Annotated in this window: 15 protein-coding genes; 5 read left to right on the top strand and 10 right to left on the bottom strand. The window is 63.1% G+C overall.

Annotation, left to right across the window (positions count from 1 at the left end; translation table 11 throughout):
* From recF to EOA79_RS21910, 7 genes are all read right to left on the bottom strand, one after another.
* The coding region (gene recF / locus EOA79_RS21940; protein WP_128293264.1) for a DNA replication/repair protein RecF at positions 1–1,037 on the bottom strand (1,037 nt) is incomplete at its 3' end.
* An 87-nt stretch (positions 1,038–1,124) separates the two neighbouring features.
* Positions 1,125–2,243, bottom strand: a complete 1,119-nt coding sequence (gene dnaN / locus EOA79_RS21935) for a DNA polymerase III subunit beta (protein WP_067324552.1) — start codon at positions 2,241–2,243, stop codon at positions 1,125–1,127.
* Positions 2,244–2,418: 175 nt separating this feature from the next.
* On the bottom strand, positions 2,419–3,891 hold the full coding sequence (gene dnaA, locus EOA79_RS21930; protein WP_245322332.1) for a chromosomal replication initiator protein DnaA: 1,473 nt from the start codon (positions 3,889–3,891) through the stop codon (positions 2,419–2,421).
* A gap of 909 nt (positions 3,892–4,800) precedes the next feature.
* The gene (rpsT, locus tag EOA79_RS21925) at positions 4,801–5,067 is read right to left on the bottom strand and encodes a 30S ribosomal protein S20 (RefSeq protein WP_095824216.1); all 267 of its coding nucleotides are present in this window, start codon (positions 5,065–5,067) and stop codon (positions 4,801–4,803) included.
* Positions 5,068–5,313: 246 nt separating this feature from the next.
* Positions 5,314–6,087: an enoyl-CoA hydratase gene (locus tag EOA79_RS21920; RefSeq protein ID WP_095824215.1), complete on the bottom strand. Its 774-nt coding sequence runs from the start codon at positions 6,085–6,087 to the stop codon at positions 5,314–5,316.
* A gap of 40 nt (positions 6,088–6,127) precedes the next feature.
* On the bottom strand, positions 6,128–7,018 hold the full coding sequence (gene mutM, locus EOA79_RS21915) for a bifunctional DNA-formamidopyrimidine glycosylase/DNA-(apurinic or apyrimidinic site) lyase (protein ID WP_066996407.1): 891 nt from the start codon (positions 7,016–7,018) through the stop codon (positions 6,128–6,130).
* Entirely contained in the window at positions 7,002–8,249 is a 1,248-nt protein-coding gene (locus tag EOA79_RS21910) for a phosphopentomutase (protein ID WP_095824214.1), read from the bottom strand. The genes mutM and EOA79_RS21910 overlap by 17 nt, the downstream gene beginning before the upstream one ends.
* 128 nt (positions 8,250–8,377) lie before the next feature.
* On the opposite strand from EOA79_RS21910, the gene EOA79_RS21905 reads away from it, so the two are divergent.
* Positions 8,378–9,304, top strand: a complete 927-nt coding sequence (locus tag EOA79_RS21905) for a PhnD/SsuA/transferrin family substrate-binding protein (RefSeq protein ID WP_095824399.1) — start codon at positions 8,378–8,380, stop codon at positions 9,302–9,304.
* Between the two features lie 4 nt (positions 9,305–9,308).
* On the opposite strand, the gene EOA79_RS21900 is transcribed toward EOA79_RS21905, so the two are convergent.
* The 3 genes from EOA79_RS21900 to EOA79_RS21890 form a co-directional block, all read right to left on the bottom strand.
* Entirely contained in the window at positions 9,309–9,929 is a 621-nt protein-coding gene (locus tag EOA79_RS21900; protein WP_095799340.1) for a TadE/TadG family type IV pilus assembly protein, read from the bottom strand.
* Positions 9,930–10,058: 129 nt separating this feature from the next.
* Complete coding sequence (locus EOA79_RS21895) at positions 10,059–10,658, bottom strand: TadE/TadG family type IV pilus assembly protein (protein WP_067324568.1); 600 nt, start codon at positions 10,656–10,658, stop codon at positions 10,059–10,061.
* 136 nt (positions 10,659–10,794) lie between these two features.
* The gene (locus EOA79_RS21890; RefSeq protein WP_066996418.1) at positions 10,795–11,217 is read right to left on the bottom strand and encodes a pilus assembly protein N-terminal domain-containing protein; all 423 of its coding nucleotides are present in this window, start codon (positions 11,215–11,217) and stop codon (positions 10,795–10,797) included.
* Between the two features lie 357 nt (positions 11,218–11,574).
* Here EOA79_RS21890 and EOA79_RS21885 point away from each other — a divergent pair, with 357 nt between their 5' ends.
* The 4 genes from EOA79_RS21885 to EOA79_RS21870 all read left to right on the top strand — a co-directional run.
* Positions 11,575–11,748, top strand: a complete 174-nt coding sequence (locus EOA79_RS21885; protein ID WP_067324571.1) for a Flp family type IVb pilin — start codon at positions 11,575–11,577, stop codon at positions 11,746–11,748.
* Positions 11,749–11,920: 172 nt separating this feature from the next.
* Positions 11,921–12,439 (top strand): prepilin peptidase, encoded by a 519-nt coding sequence (locus EOA79_RS21880; protein ID WP_067324573.1) that lies wholly within the window; start codon positions 11,921–11,923, stop codon positions 12,437–12,439.
* A gap of 274 nt (positions 12,440–12,713) precedes the next feature.
* Positions 12,714–13,526 (top strand): Flp pilus assembly protein CpaB, encoded by an 813-nt coding sequence (gene cpaB, locus EOA79_RS21875; RefSeq protein WP_067324575.1) that lies wholly within the window; start codon positions 12,714–12,716, stop codon positions 13,524–13,526.
* A partial coding sequence (locus tag EOA79_RS21870) for a pilus assembly protein N-terminal domain-containing protein (RefSeq protein ID WP_245489910.1) occupies positions 13,523–14,144 on the top strand: 622 nt, incomplete at its 3' end. The genes cpaB and EOA79_RS21870, both read left to right, overlap by 4 nt.

Here is a 14,144-nt window from a genome sequence, read left to right as displayed (position 1 = left end):
GAAAACAGCGCAGTGCGCCGGCCGCTGTCGAGATGCGCGGCGATCTCGTCGAGCAACAGGATCGGCGTCAGGCCCGACATCTCGCCGGTCAGCCGCGCATGCGACAGCACGATGCCGACAAGCAGCGCCTTCTGCTCGCCGGTCGAGCACAATTCGGCCGGCATCGACTTCGGCCGGTGGCGGACCGCGAGGTCGGAGCGGTGCGGACCGTCGAGCGTGCGGCCGGCGGCGCGGTCGCGCTCGCGGCCATTGGCGAGTATGGCGCGAAATCGCTCCTCGACGTCGACTGCCGGTGTGACCGCGATTTCGCTTTCCAATTCGCCGGCGAGGCTGATGTCGGCCTGCGGAAACGGGCCGCTGCCCGGCAGCTTGTCGATCATGGCCGCAAGCAGCCGCACCAGCTCGGCCCTGGCCGCCGCGATCGCCACCCCGGTTTCGGCCATCTGCATCTCGATCGCGTCGAACCAGCCGGTGTCGCGCGAGCCTTCCGTAAGCAAACGGTTACGGCCACGCATCGCCTTCTCGTAATCGAGCGCGCGCTGCCCGTGGCCGGGGTCGATCGCCAGCACCAGTCGGTCGAGGAAGCGGCGGCGGTCGGCGGCCGGCCCTGGAAACAGCCCGTCCATCGCCGGCGTCAGCCAGACGACCCGCAGCCATTCGAGCATATCCTCGGCCGATTTTGCCGGCGCGCCGTTGATGCGCACGCGCCTGCCGCCTTCCGCGGCACCATCGCCGCCGGCAATGCCGGTGCCGATTTCGACCTGACCTTCCGGTCCTTCGATGCGCGCATGCAAGGCAAAGCCGCCATCGCCGCCCTCGCGGGCGACGTCGGCGTAAGGCGCGCGGCGCAGCCCGCGCCCCGGCGTCAGCAGCGAAACGGCTTCGAGCAGATTGGTCTTGCCGGCGCCATTGTCGCCGGACAGCACGACAGCGCCGGGGCCGAGATCAAGCGAAAGTCCCGCATAGTTGCGAAAATTTGTAAGTGTAAGCTTACTTATATAGCTCTGCTGCCGAAGCTGTTTGGCGTCCGAGGTCACGGCGACATGTGAGGCCTGCTAGAGCAATTCCAGGAAAAGTGCATAGCGGTTTTCCGTCCGGAATTGCGTCAACAAAAGAGACAAAGCCTAGACCCGCATCGGCATCAGCACGTAGAGCGCGGTCTCGTCGGCCATGTCGTGGATCAGCGTCGGAGACCCGGCATCCGCCAGCATGAACTTGGCTTCCGAACCGGTGAGCTGGGCGGCGACGTCGAGCAGATATTTGGCGTTGAAGCCGATCTCGATCGGGTCGGACGAGTAGTCGGCCGCCAGCTCCTCGGTTGCGCTGCCGGAATCCGGATTGTTGACGGCGAGCGTGAGCTGGCCGTCATTGATCGACAGTTTCACGGCTCGGCCGCGCTCGGACGAAATGGTCGAGACGCGGTCGACGGCGGCGGCAAAGCTCTGGCGGTCGATAACCAGCTTCTTGTCATTGCCGGTCGGGATGACGCGCTGATAATCGGGGAAGGTGCCGTCGATCAGCTTCGAGGTCAGGATGACGCTGCCGATGGTGAAGCGGATCTTGGTATCCGACAGTTCCGTCGTCACCGCGATATCAGGGTCGTCGACCAGCTTCTGCAGCTCGCTCACCGTCTTGCGCGGGATGATGATGCCGGGCATGCCTTCGGAGCCTGCCGGCGCGTCGATCTCGGCGCGCGCCAGTCGGTGCCCGTCGGTCGCGACCGAGCGCAGCTTCAGCTTGCCGCCCGCCTCATGCGTGTGCAGGAAGATGCCGTTGAGATAGTAGCGCGTCTCTTCGGTCGAGATCGCGAACTGCGTCTTCTCGATCAGGCCCTTGAGCGCTACCGAATCGAGCCGGAAGATGTGCGAGAAGGAGCCGGCCGAAAGCTCCGGGAAATCGGACTGCGGCAAGCACTGCAGGCGGAAGCTGGAGCGCCCGGACGTGACGGTCATAGCGTTGCCGTCCTCGTCGGTCTTCAGCATCACCTCGGCGCCGTCGGCCAGCTTGCGCACGATGTCGTAGAGCAGATGCGCCGGAACCGTCGTCGCGCCGCCGCGCTCGACCTTGGCCGGCGTGGCTTCGGTCACTTCAAGGTCGAGGTCGGTGGCCTTCATTTCCAGGCTGGCGCCCTCGGCGCTGAGCAGCACATTCGACAGGATCGGTATGGTGTTGCGCCGCTCCACCACGCGATGGACGTGGTTGAGGGACTTCAGGAGATTGGATCGTTCCAGGATAACACGCATGACGAAACAGGCTCGCTTCAATGAATGAGCGGGTCACCGGGCAGCGGCGTCCCGCAAAAGCTCCGAAAAGCTCAGAATCTATGTAAGCTGACAGTAAAAACCCTGCAAACGCAAGCCCGCGGCACCGGTTCCAGCCGGTTGCGCGGGCTTTCTGGGGATAAAGCGGGCGAAGCGCTCAGGCCTGCTCGTTGATCAGCCTTCTGAGCAGTTCGAGTTCCTGTGCCAGCGTGTTGTCGGCGCCGGAAAGATCCTCGATCTTGCGCACGGCGTGCAGAACCGTCGTGTGATCGCGGCCGCCGAAACGGCGTCCGATCTCCGGCAGCGAGCGCGGCGTCATCACCTTGGAGAGATACATCGCTACCTGCCGCGGTTTGACGATGGTGCGCGTGCGGCGGTTTGAGAGCAGTTCCGTCTTCGAAACGTTATAGTGGCGCGCCACGATGCGCTGGATGTCCTCGATACGCACCCGCTTCGGCTCGCCCGAGCGGTAGATATGGCCGAGGATCTCGTCGATGCGGTCGATAGTGATCTGCGGCTCGAAGGACTGGCGAAACAGAAGCTGGTTGAAGGCGCCTTCGAGCTCGCGCCCGCTGCCCGTCACCGTTCTGGCGACGTGATCGAGGATCTCATCCGAAATGTCGAGCGAGGTATCGTCGATCTTGGCGGTGGCAAGGCGCAGCTTCAGCATGCCGAGGCGCATGCCGAAATCCGGTGCCGACATTTCGAGCGCCACGCCGCCGTTGAGGCGCGAGCGCACCCGCGGCTCCAGCGACTCCAGTTCAGACGGCGGCCGGTCGGCGGCGACCACCACCTGCTTGGCGCTGTCGAGCAGCATGTTGATGAGATGGCAGAACTCGTGCTGGATCGACTTGCCCTGCAGGAACTGCATGTCGTCGATTATCAGCAGATCGATGTCGCGCAGCTGCTCCTTGAGCGTCAGCGCATTGTTGTCACGGATCGCGGTGGCGAAGCGCCACATGAAATATTCCGCCGTCAGGTAGACCACGCGCGATTTCGGATTGTGCCGCAGCGATTCCGCCGCGATCGCCTGCAACAGATGCGTCTTGCCCAGGCCGACGGTCGCATGGAGAAAGAGCGGGTTGAAGCGCACCGCGCTCGACTGCGATTCCGCCACCGCCTTGGCCGCCGCGAAAGCAACACGGTTCGAAGGGCCTTCGATGAACGAAGTGAAAGTGTAGCGCGGGTCGAGCGGCGACCCCAGCACATTGTGGCGGAACTCGGTCTCCACTGGCACGCCCTGGCGGGGCGCCGGCGTCCGTTCCACCCGACCGGCGCTCGCGGTGCCGGCGGCAAGCGCGGTCTGGGCCTGCTTGGTCATCTTGCGCGCCGGCGCGATCTCCGGCTCGACATTGTTGCGGCCCTGCCGCGTGGCGGTCCGCACGACGATCTCGATCTTGAGAAGGTCGGGATCCTCGTGCCTCCACAGTTCGGCGATAAGATCAAGGTAATGGCCGTTGATCCACGACCGCAGGAAGGCCGTCGGTACGGAGATGCGGACCATTCCGCGCGACGCCTCGGCAACCTTCATGCGGCCAAACCAGCTCGAATAGACCTCGGCTCCCAGACGCGCCTTCAATTGGGCCTTGACCCGCTCGAACTTCTGTTCAGCGTCGCTGGATGCCGCCATGTCGTCCCCTCCGACGATAGTTGCTGGGAATGGGAGTTCGCCCGCAATCTCCCCTTCGATGCCGCTCTGCATGATCAAGTTCCTTGTCTCTCGTACCCTTTTTCCGCCGGGAGTGCGCCTCCTGCACCCTGGGTCCGGCGACGTTTTTCGCTGCGCCTCTATCGCCGCCGCCGGCGATATCGTTGCAACGTTGCGCAAGGGACCTCTGCCGGCTCTCGCAAGCCGGCTTGATCATGCCAAGACAATGCAACACCGCCCGGCGAAAATGCCGGCCCAACGTCGACTGCCATGTACAATTACGCCAGTCCCCTACCCGCACCGAAGAGACAAACCATGCCGCACGCGGAATTGCTCCGCGTCATGAATTCCGCCATTTTTTGCTGGCCGATTCAGGCTGGGTTAAGGGCAGGTGCCCGTCCCTTCGATGGATGGACATTACCGAAATCGCTGTGGATAGGGCAAGGCCACGTCTAACGGATTTTTAACGAATCTGGTTACCGGAGACGTGTTCAAAGCAGGTGCCACTGCGGCCCATTTTCATAAAGCCATTGTGATTCAAACCCTTTTCCGTGGAATGTGAAAAAGGCCACACCTTCGGAAATTTTCTGAAATAATTCTCTTGACAGCTACTTGTCCCCCGCCGCTCCTCCGCGAGTTGAACAAGCTGTGGATGACCGTCTGTAAGCTTTTGAAAATTATATGGATTTTGTGGCAGGCTCATCTATGGTCGTGCCCGCATCCAGCGGTCGTCGACATGAGCGATTATGTATATGCCGGCAAAACACTGGCTACTTTGAAATTCGGCCCAAGCGTCGTTGTCCGACCGTTCTTTTTAAGTACTTGCCGGCAAACGAAAAAACCCGGCCTGTGCGGCCGGGTTCAAGGATAACGGTTCTAAAGGGAAGTCGGTCAGGCCGACAGCACCTTGACCCGCTGGGCCAGCCGCGAAACCTTGCGGGAAGCCGTGTTCTTGTGGAGGACACCCTTGGTTGCGGCGCGCATCAATTCCGGCTCCGCGGCCTTGAGCGCTTCGAGCGCAGCAGCCTTGTCGCCGGCGGCGAGCGCCTCTTCGACCTGGCGAACATAGGTGCGGACGCGCGACCGACGGTTCTTGTTGATCGCCGCCCGGCGGGCGATCTTGCGCGTTGCCTTTTTGGCCGAGGACGTATTGGCCATGATGCCTCTCTTCTGATCTGGTGGGCGCCAGCGGGTCGCAGGGCGCAAAAAACAAACGGGCAGCCACGGGCCGCCTCGGTTGGTGCGGCTTATAGTTCAGCTTTTCCGGCGCGTCAACGCCGCTTCGCGGTCTTTTTGGGGCTTGAAGCCGTACCGCGCTGAAACGGGTCCGCACGCCTAAAGCAGTTGTCTTTGTGTATGCCCGGCTTCTTGCCAAAATCGCGGCACGCATTAGGCCGACAAGCCCTAGTGGTTGCTGAAATTCGGCTTCCGCTTCTCGACGAAGGCGGCCATACCCTCCTTCTGGTCATCGAGCGCAAACAGCGAGTGGAAAAGGCGGCGCTCGAAGCGCAGCCCCTCGGCAAGCGTCGTCTCGAAAGCGCGGTTGACGGCTTCCTTCGTCATCATCACCGACGGCAGGGAAAACTCGGCGATCTTCGCTGCCGCTTTCAGCGCCTCCTCGACCAGCTCGGCCGCCGGCACCACTCGCGACACCAGTCCGCAGCGCTCGGCCTCGGCAGCGTCCATCATCCGCCCGGTCAGGCACATGTCCATCGCCTTCGACTTGCCGACGAAGCGGGTCAATCGCTGCGATCCGCCCATGCCCGGCATGACGCCGAGCGTGATCTCGGGCTGGCCGAATTTTGCGTTGTCGGCGGCGATGATGAAATCGCACATCATGGCCAGCTCGCAGCCGCCGCCAAGTGCGTAGCCGGCGACCGCGGCGATGATCGGCTTGCGCGCCCGGGTGAGCTCCTCCCACCCGACAAAGAAGTCTCCAGTATAGGCGTCGACAAAGGAGATCGCCTGCATTTCCTTGATGTCGGCGCCGGCCGCGAAGGCTTTTTCCGAACCTGTGAGCACCATCGCGCCGATGCCGGCATCGGCGCCGAACGTGTTCACCGCCGCCACGATCTCGGCCAGCACCTGCGAATTCAGGGCATTGAGCGCCTTCGGCCGGTTCAGCGTGATCAGCCCGACCTTGCCGCGTGTCTCCACGAGAATGGTTTCATAGGCCATGGCATCGTCTCCTCGCTTCGATTGAGGAGACCGGTCTAGCTCACCGCTGACAGGTCCGGCAATAGAAGGTGGATCGGCCGCTCTGCACGATGCGCTCGATATGGCCGCTGCAGCCCGGTTTCGGACATGGCTCGTCTTCGCGGTCATAGACCGCGAAGGAATGCTGGAAATAGCCAAGCGACCCGTCTGCCTGGACATAGTCGCGCAGCGAGGAACCGCCGGCGGCGATCGCGTCGGCGATGACCGAGCGGATGGCGGCGGCCAGGCGTTCGCATTGCTCTTTCGCTCTCTTGCCGGAGCCGGCTATGGTGCCGGCTTCGCGCAGCGGCGACAGGCCGGCGCGCCACAGCGCTTCCGACACATATATGTTGCCGAGCCCGGCGATCAGCCGCTGGTCGAGCAACGCGGCCTTGAGCGGCGATCTGCGGCCTTCGAGCAGCGAGGCGAGCAGGGGACCGTCGAGCGCATTGCCGGTCGGCTCGATGCCCAGCCCCGCCAGCATTGGATGCGTGTCCGGCGCGCCTTCGGCAAACAGCATGAAGCCGAAACGGCGCGGGTCGTTGAAGATGACGCGGGACCGCTCGCCCTTCGGGGAGTCGACATCGAATACGACGTGGTCATGCGCCGCGCTCTTCGAGCGCTCGTGATGGAAGCTGCCAGGAATTTGTCCGTTCCCATCGGTTTCGACGCGGAACGATCCCGACATGCCGAGATGGCAGATCAGCACCGGACCGTTTTCGATGTGCATCGTCAGATATTTGGCGCGCCTGCCAAGCGCCGTCACGGTCTTGCCGGCAAGCCGCTCCGAGAACCGTTCGGGAAAGGGAAAGCGAAGGTCTGGCCGTCGCGCCTCGACATTGACGAGCCGCGCCCCTTCCAGGATCGGCTGCAGCCCCCGCCGCACCGTTTCGACTTCAGGCAGTTCCGGCATGGCCGCCTATCGTCGCGAGGAAAGAGGTGCCGTGGCGGCCAGGCGCAAGCCCGAGATGATCCGCGATGGTTTCGCCGATATCGGCGAAGGTCGGCCTGAGCCCGATGTCGCCGCCCTTCAGTCCCGGCCCTATCCCGATCACCGGAACGCGTTCGCGGGTATGATCGGTGCCGCGCCAGGTCGGATCGTTGCCGTGGTCGGCGGTGAGGATGAGAAGGTCGCCCGACTTGATGCGCGACAGCGCTTCCGGCAGCCGGCGATCGAAGGCCTCGAGCGCTCCGGCATAGCCGGCGACATCGCGCCGATGGCCGAACTCGGTATCGAAATCGACGAAATTGGCAAAGACCAGATCGCCTTCGCCGGCATCGTCCATGGCGGAGAGCGCCTTGTCGAACATCGCCATGTTGCCGCCCGCCTTGCGCACCTCCGCGATGCCGCGATGGGCGAAGATGTCGCCGATCTTGCCGACGGCGATGACCTTGCTGCCGCGCTCGGTCAGCCGGTCGAGCAAGGTCGGCTCCGGCGGCGGCACGGCATAGTCGCGGCGGTTGTGGGTGCGCTGGAAGGTGGCGCTTGTCTCGCCGACGAAGGGCCGCGCGATCACCCGCCCGATGTTGAGCAGATCGACCAGCCGGCGCACCGTCAGGCAAAGCTCGTAGAGCCGCTCCAGGCCGAAATGCGTCTCGTGCGCGGCGATTTGCAATACGGAGTCGACCGATGTGTAACAGATGGGCTTGCCGGTCCGGATGTGTTCCTCGCCGAAGCGCTCGATGATCTCGGTTCCTGGCGCATGGCAATCGCCGAGGATGCCCGGCACCTTGCCTTCGCGGATGATCGCGCCGGTCAGCTCGGCCGGGAAGGCGGGCACGGTGTCGGGAAAATAACCCCAGTCGAAACGCACGGGCAGGCCGGCAATCTCCCAATGGCCCGACGGCGTGTCCTTGCCGCTCGAGACCTCCTGGGCAGCGCCATGGAACGACGCGGCAAGCAGCGGCGCGTCGAGGTCGACCGTCAGCCCGGTTGCCGTCTTGGCCGCGCGGGCAAGCCCGAGCGAGATCATGTTGGGGACGGCGAGCGGTCCGCTGCGCAGGCCTTCACGATCCGCGCGGCCCTCGGCGCAAGCTTGTGCGATGTGTCCGAATGTGTCGGCGCCGGCATCGCCGTAGCGTTCGGCATCGGCCGCTCCGCCGATGCCGAAAGAATCGAGAACGAATAGGAAAGCCCGCGCCATAGGGGTGCCATCGTGCCAGTCTAACCAGCCAGACATAGAGTTCCGCAGCGGCGTTGGCAAATCGGATACCAGACCGCAACGGCTTGGTGCAAAGTGGTGCGGATCGAGGGAATGCGGCAAGGATGGGCATGGGCGCAAGATCGGCGGCAAGCCAGGCATTGAGGACCTGCGCGGCGGCTCTCGCGGTGCTCTTCGCTGCCCCGCCGGCGCATGCCGACTGGCGCGCCGACATCGGCACGTTTCGCATAGGAATCGTCGCCGAGCCCGGAGGAGGCAACACGGTACCTGGTCTGGCCCGCTTGACGGATGCCTATACGAACGCTCTCGGCATGAAGGTCGAGTTCGTCGTTGCTCGCGACTATGCGGCGTTGATCGAGGCTCAGGCGAGCGGCCGCATACAGTACGCGGTCTATTCGGCGCTCGCCTATGCTACGGCTTCGGAGCGCTGCGGCTGTGTCGAGCCGCTGGTGGCGCCGGTCGATGCCGATGGAGCCGCCGGCGTCCGTTCCGTGCTGGTGACGCGCGACGGCAAAGTGCCGGGCCTCACAGCGATCGCCTCGCATCGGATCGCCATCGCGCCCGCCGACAATGTCGCCGGTTCTCTCCTGCCGCTGACCGGACTGGCCGGCGAAGGCGTGCCGATCGCGCAGGATTCACCTTTCCTGGCGCGCGCCCCGTCGGCCACCGCGGCCGAGGCGATGCTCGGCGACGGCGAAGCCGACGGCCTGTTCGGCTGGGAGCCTGTCGGCGCCGACGGCCAGCCTACCGACACGGGCGGCACCATCCTGCGGCTTGCGGCCGCCGGCGTCCCGAAGACGTCGCTTCGGGTGCTGTGGAGCTCGGCTCCGCTGCGATATGGGCCTCATGCGGTGCGCAGCGATCTCGACGCCGAAGCCAAGCGACGGCTGGCCGTGTTTCTGACCAATCTCAAGTCGCTGACCCCGGATGTCTACGATCTTCTGGAGCCGACGCACTCCGGCGGCTTCGAACTGGCCGTATCAAAGGACTACGCAACGGCCCTGGCCATCGTGCGGCGGGAAACTCGCGGGGATTAGTCCGTCAGCAGTCGGTGCAAGGAACCGTAGGACCGCGGCGCGGCCTCAGATAGTACGTTTCGCCCATCGATATGTTGTTGAAGGCCGAGGTCAATCCAAGCGTCGACGAACTGTCGGCTGACCAGGTGATGATCGGCTTATAGCCGAGGTCGCTTTCCACCCGGACAAGGAAGGTGTTGCGGATATTCAGCGTTGGCGGAACGGTGGTGGGACTGGTCTTCGCCGCGTCGGCGCTATAGGTGGTGCCCACGAGCTTGCGCGACCAGGCCACCGTCGCCTTGGGCGAAGCCTCGTCGGAGATCTGGATCCCGGTGATGATGATCGTCGGCGTGGAGCGGTTGTAGGGCTGCAGCGTCGAGGTGCCGATCTTCATGATCGCGTCGAGATCGGCTTTCGTGACGCTGGTCTGCTGCGTGACGAGATCCGCCACCATGCTGCCGATGCGGCTGACCTTCTTGCTGGTTTCGATGGCCTGCGAGGCTTCCATCGTGATGAAGTACATGATGAGCAGCACCGGCACGATGAACGCGAACTCGATTGCCGCGACGCCGCGGCGATCGAGGCAAAACCGTGCCGCCTTCGTCACGAAAGCCGAAATTCGCCGCTGTGCCCCCGCACGGTACATATCCTACCCCCACACCGCCGTAAGTCTCGGCCGGCCGCAACATTGAAGCATGTCTCCCGAAGTGGACCCGGTTTCGGGAGACATGCCGAAAATCAAAAAGCCAAAGCAGGTCGCCTCACGCGACCTGCCTTAGTCGTCGAATGGTTCGTTCTGCCAGGTCACCGATGCGAAGTGCAGCGTCTTGCCGCCATTCAGATTGGCCATCTGTTTAGCCAGGAAATCGGTGATCACCGGCCATTTGTAGAAAACCCGCAGCATGTTCTTCGATTCCGCCAGCCCCGGCGACACCGTGAAAGTCGTCGAGCTCGTGCCTGTCAGCACGATTTCGCCGTTCTGGATCTTGAAGCCCGCCGCCGCGGCGTCGGCGAAGGTCGGATATTCGCGCAGGTCCACCAACAGGGAAGCATTTGACCCGGAACCGGGGCAGTTCGTGGCGACCATGATCTCCAGCCTGTCGCAGATCAGCGTCTTGATCGAGGCGTCGGTGACGTTGGCCTTCTTGAGCTGGCCGGTTCGCAGCTGGCGCGCGATATCGTCGGTGGCGTTGGCCATCACTTCCTGGCCGGCGAACGAGATGCAGCTCTCCAGGATGGCGAAAACGAGCAAGGCGAACGGCATGGCCAGCATTGCGAATTCCAATGCCGTGCTGCCGCGCCTGTCGCTGAAGAAACCGGGGCGTGGCTTTGCCTCGGCCTTGCCGTTCATGCCACCCTTGGGCGCCCTGCTCATGTTCCGTTCCTGCCGATCCCTTGCAATGTCGGCTGCAACCTATCGGCCACCCATTGAGGTCCGGTTTGGATCAGCGTTAAACTCGGTGGGCTGCCCTTAACCCGCTGTTAACCTGCGGGCGCTTGCGTCCTTAAGCTCAGCGGGCTGCGTTCATTTCCGTTTCGGACGTTTTCTCAGCCTCGCTCTTGTACGAGCTTTCGCAATAGGGCGTGCAGGACATGGTCTGGACTTCGGCGCGTCGATAGATGCGCACCGAGGACGCGGCTTGTCGGACGACCGTCACCTGCTCATCTATGATCGGGCTGCCATCGGAATCGAGCACGACCAGATTGGTCACGCCGAAACCCTTGCCGGTGAGAACGACCGTCGAGGCATCCTGTACGGCGGCATCGGCGATTGCCGGATTGCCGACGACGATCGTATCGGCCGCGCGCGACAACTTGACGATCTTTGCTTGATTCATGGTGACCTCGATGCCGGCGCCGGCGCTGGCCGGCATGACGGATGCGGCGACAGCCAGCAGCGCGACGACTGAAAATGGCGATCTCGACGAGGTCATTGAAGCGCTCCGGAGCGGCAGACTGTTCAACGGAACATGAACGAAATTGGTGAACCGACGGTTAAGCGCCGCATGGCCGCGATAAGGATTGGCCGGCTCGGCGGTCATAAGCCGGAGAGCATACGCTGTTTTAGCGAAATCGCGGATGGGCCGGATCTCCGCGCTTTTCATGCCCGCCGCTCCGCCTCTGGAGGTTTAGGCCACGGTTAACCAAGCAACGGGATCGCCTCCGGAAAGGAATCGGTAAGGGTATTTATTAAGCCGATCGAAAGGGCTTCCCCCTAGATTTGGCACATCCGATCAACCGGCAAGAGAAGTTGACGGAAGTGCTGTAACACGTGGAGTAGGAGCTCTCGAATGTCTAACCTCATCGCACGTTTCGTGAAGGACGAATCCGGCGCGACCGCCATCGAATACGGTCTGATCGCCGCCCTCATCGCGCTCGCCATCATGGTCGGCGCTGGCCAGCTCGGCACTGCCCTGAACACCAAGTTCAAGGCAATTGCCAGCGCGGTCCAAAACTCCAACTAACAACAACCCGAGGACGACGAAGTCGCTCTCGACGAGAAGGGCCGCCTCGAGGCGGCCCTTGTTCGTTGCAGCATCTGGTTTGCGCGCGAATTTGATCGTCGGCACTCACCGACCGTTAATGGCGTGTGGCTAGACTGGGCGTGTTACTTTTCTCACGGCATTGTGTTGTCTCATGCTTGAAGCTGTAATCTTCGTCGTCTTTCCATTCTGCATGCTGTTTGCGGCGATCTCCGACATGCTTTCGATGACGATCGCCAACCGCGTGCCGGTGCTGCTCGTGGCGACGTTCGCTCTGGTCGCTCCTTTGACCGGGATGGACTGGGCCATTTATGGCGGGCATTTCGCGGCAGGTGCCCTGGTGCTGGCCGCGACGTTCGGACTGTTCGCGCTCGGCGGCATGGGCGGCGGCGATGCCAAGCTGCTGGCCGCGACCGCCGTATGGATGGGGCTCAACATCAATCTCATCGGCTACTTGGTGACCTCGACATTGATCGGCGGCCTGCTGACGGTTGCCATTCTGGCCTACCGGAAATCGCCATTTGCGGTTTACACCGGCCACAACCGTTTTCTCCGCCATTTCGCCGACGAGACCGCAGGCATTCCTTATGGCATCGCGCTTGGTCTTGGCGGGCTCCTCACCTTTCCGGATTCTTCGTTGATGGTCTGGGCGCTGGATAGGCTCACGACCTAAAGCACATCGCCATCTTCAGATGCGCTCGGTGCGCTTCGGAGTCTGGCTTTACGCCTACCAAACAGCTTGTTGCCTTCGGAAAATCAGTTTCTGTGACAAGGGTTCTCGCGGCACTTGGCCGCCTTTTTTGTTAACGGCAAGGCGGTTCAGTCCAATTTGAGTAAACGTTAAATTAATCACGATCGTAAGCATTGCATTAACCTTGTTTTGACGATTGCGGCTGCAAAGTCCGGCTTGGCGAGGTGGTTTGCCTTGAGGCGAAGGGTCCGGACGAATGCCAGCATCCCGACTGATTATTCTGAGCGTGGCCGTGGCCGCGGCGGGTGGCGCGGGTTATGTCGCGAAGAACATGGTAGTGGCGCCGCCGGCTCAAGTCGTCGTCAACGCTCCCAAGCAGCCGGCGATCGCGCTGCAGGACGTGCTGGCGCTTTCCGGCGATGTCGCAATGGGCAGCCAGCTCGGTGACAACATCAGGTGGGAGCAGTGGCCGGCGAGCGGCATCAACGCCAATTTCATCACCCGTGCGGCCGAACCGGACGCAGTCGAAAAGCTGAAGGGCTCGGTGGCGCGTGTAGCCATGTATGCCGGTGAGCCGTTGCGGCGCTCCAAGCTGGTCGGCGAGGGGCAGAGCTTCATGTCCTCGATCCTGCCGTCCGGCATGCGCGCGGTCGCGACCGCCATATCGGCCGATACGTCCGCCGGCGGCTTCATCCTGCCCAATGACTTCGTCGACGTCATCATGACCCGGCGGGCCGACGCCAGCAATGGCGGCAGCGGCTTCAATACCGAGACCATCCTGAAGAACATTCGTGTCCTGGCCATCGACCAGACCATCCAGGAGGACGAGGAAGGCAAGAAGACCAGGGTCGGCCAGACCGCGACGCTGGAGCTCACGCCGCAGCAGGCGGAGATCATCACGGTGGCGCAGCAGATGGCGGACCGCCTGACCCTGGCGCTGCGTTCGATCACCGACACGAATGAGAAGAACCTGGGCGAGGCCGACTATCTGGTGAACGGCAATGGCCGGCGCGGCACGGTGCGATTGATCAAGTCGGGCCAGGTTTCCGAAGTGGGAGCAAGGAAATGAGGCTAATCGGCAAACTGCCCGTCATCGCGGCGGCCGCAATCGGCCTGTTCCTGATCGGCACCAATGCACCTGGGCCCGTCGAGGCAAAGGCCGCGAACAGGGCAGCGGGTGTGACGGCCTCGGTTGCCTCGCAGCGCGTCAAGCTCGGCCTCAATAAGTCGGTGGTCATCGACCTGCCGAGCGACGCCTACGACATACTCGTCGCCAATCCCGCGGTCGCCGACGCAGTGACGCGCACGGCGCGCCGCATCTATCTGTTCGGCAAGGCGGTCGGCGAAACCAACATCTTCGTCTTCGGCCCCAACGGCGAGCAGATCGCCAGTCTTGACCTGGCGGTCGAACGCGATGTGGCCGGGCTGGATGACTATCTCAAGCGCTTCCTCCCGACGTCGCAGATCAAGGTCGAGCTGCTGAACGACAACGTGATTCTCACCGGCAATGTCGATACACCGCTCGACGCCAAGCGCGCCGTCGACCTGGCCACCATCTTCGTCTCGGGCGGTGAAGCGACGACCGGCCAAGGCCCGCATGCACACCTGCCTCGAGCAGTACTATGCCAACAAGGACGCCAACACGCTGAACGGCCTGCGGTGGATCCAGAAGGGCGGCGGCTTCTAC

The organism is Mesorhizobium sp. M1A.F.Ca.IN.020.03.2.1 (assembly GCF_004023205.1).
GTDB lineage: Bacteria > Pseudomonadota > Alphaproteobacteria > Rhizobiales > Rhizobiaceae > Mesorhizobium.
The sequence above is the reverse complement of the archived record's forward strand: the minus strand, read 5'-3'. Positions and strand labels throughout refer to the sequence as shown.

Excerpts from the sequence above, each read along its gene's own strand:
- dnaN (WP_067324552.1), bottom strand. The coding sequence starts at position 2,243 with ATGCGTGTTATCCTGGAACGATCCAATCTCCTGAAGTCCCTCAACCAC.
- dnaA (WP_245322332.1), bottom strand. The coding sequence starts at position 3,891 with ATGGCGGCATCCAGCGACGCTGAACAGAAGTTCGAGCGGGTCAAGGCC.
- rpsT (WP_095824216.1), bottom strand. The coding sequence starts at position 5,067 with ATGGCCAATACGTCCTCGGCCAAAAAGGCAACGCGCAAGATCGCCCGC.
- EOA79_RS21920 (WP_095824215.1), bottom strand. The coding sequence starts at position 6,087 with ATGGCCTATGAAACCATTCTCGTGGAGACACGCGGCAAGGTCGGGCTG.
- mutM (WP_066996407.1), bottom strand. The coding sequence starts at position 7,018 with ATGCCGGAACTGCCTGAAGTCGAAACGGTGCGGCGGGGGCTGCAGCCG.
- EOA79_RS21910 (WP_095824214.1), bottom strand. The coding sequence starts at position 8,249 with ATGGCGCGGGCTTTCCTATTCGTTCTCGATTCTTTCGGCATCGGCGGA.
- EOA79_RS21905 (WP_095824399.1), top strand. The coding sequence starts at position 8,378 with ATGGGCGCAAGATCGGCGGCAAGCCAGGCATTGAGGACCTGCGCGGCG.
- EOA79_RS21900 (WP_095799340.1), bottom strand. The coding sequence starts at position 9,929 with ATGTACCGTGCGGGGGCACAGCGGCGAATTTCGGCTTTCGTGACGAAG.
- EOA79_RS21895 (WP_067324568.1), bottom strand. The coding sequence starts at position 10,658 with ATGAGCAGGGCGCCCAAGGGTGGCATGAACGGCAAGGCCGAGGCAAAG.
- EOA79_RS21890 (WP_066996418.1), bottom strand. The coding sequence starts at position 11,217 with ATGACCTCGTCGAGATCGCCATTTTCAGTCGTCGCGCTGCTGGCTGTC.
- EOA79_RS21885 (WP_067324571.1), top strand. The coding sequence starts at position 11,575 with ATGTCTAACCTCATCGCACGTTTCGTGAAGGACGAATCCGGCGCGACC.
- EOA79_RS21880 (WP_067324573.1), top strand. The coding sequence starts at position 11,921 with ATGCTTGAAGCTGTAATCTTCGTCGTCTTTCCATTCTGCATGCTGTTT.
- cpaB (WP_067324575.1), top strand. The coding sequence starts at position 12,714 with ATGCCAGCATCCCGACTGATTATTCTGAGCGTGGCCGTGGCCGCGGCG.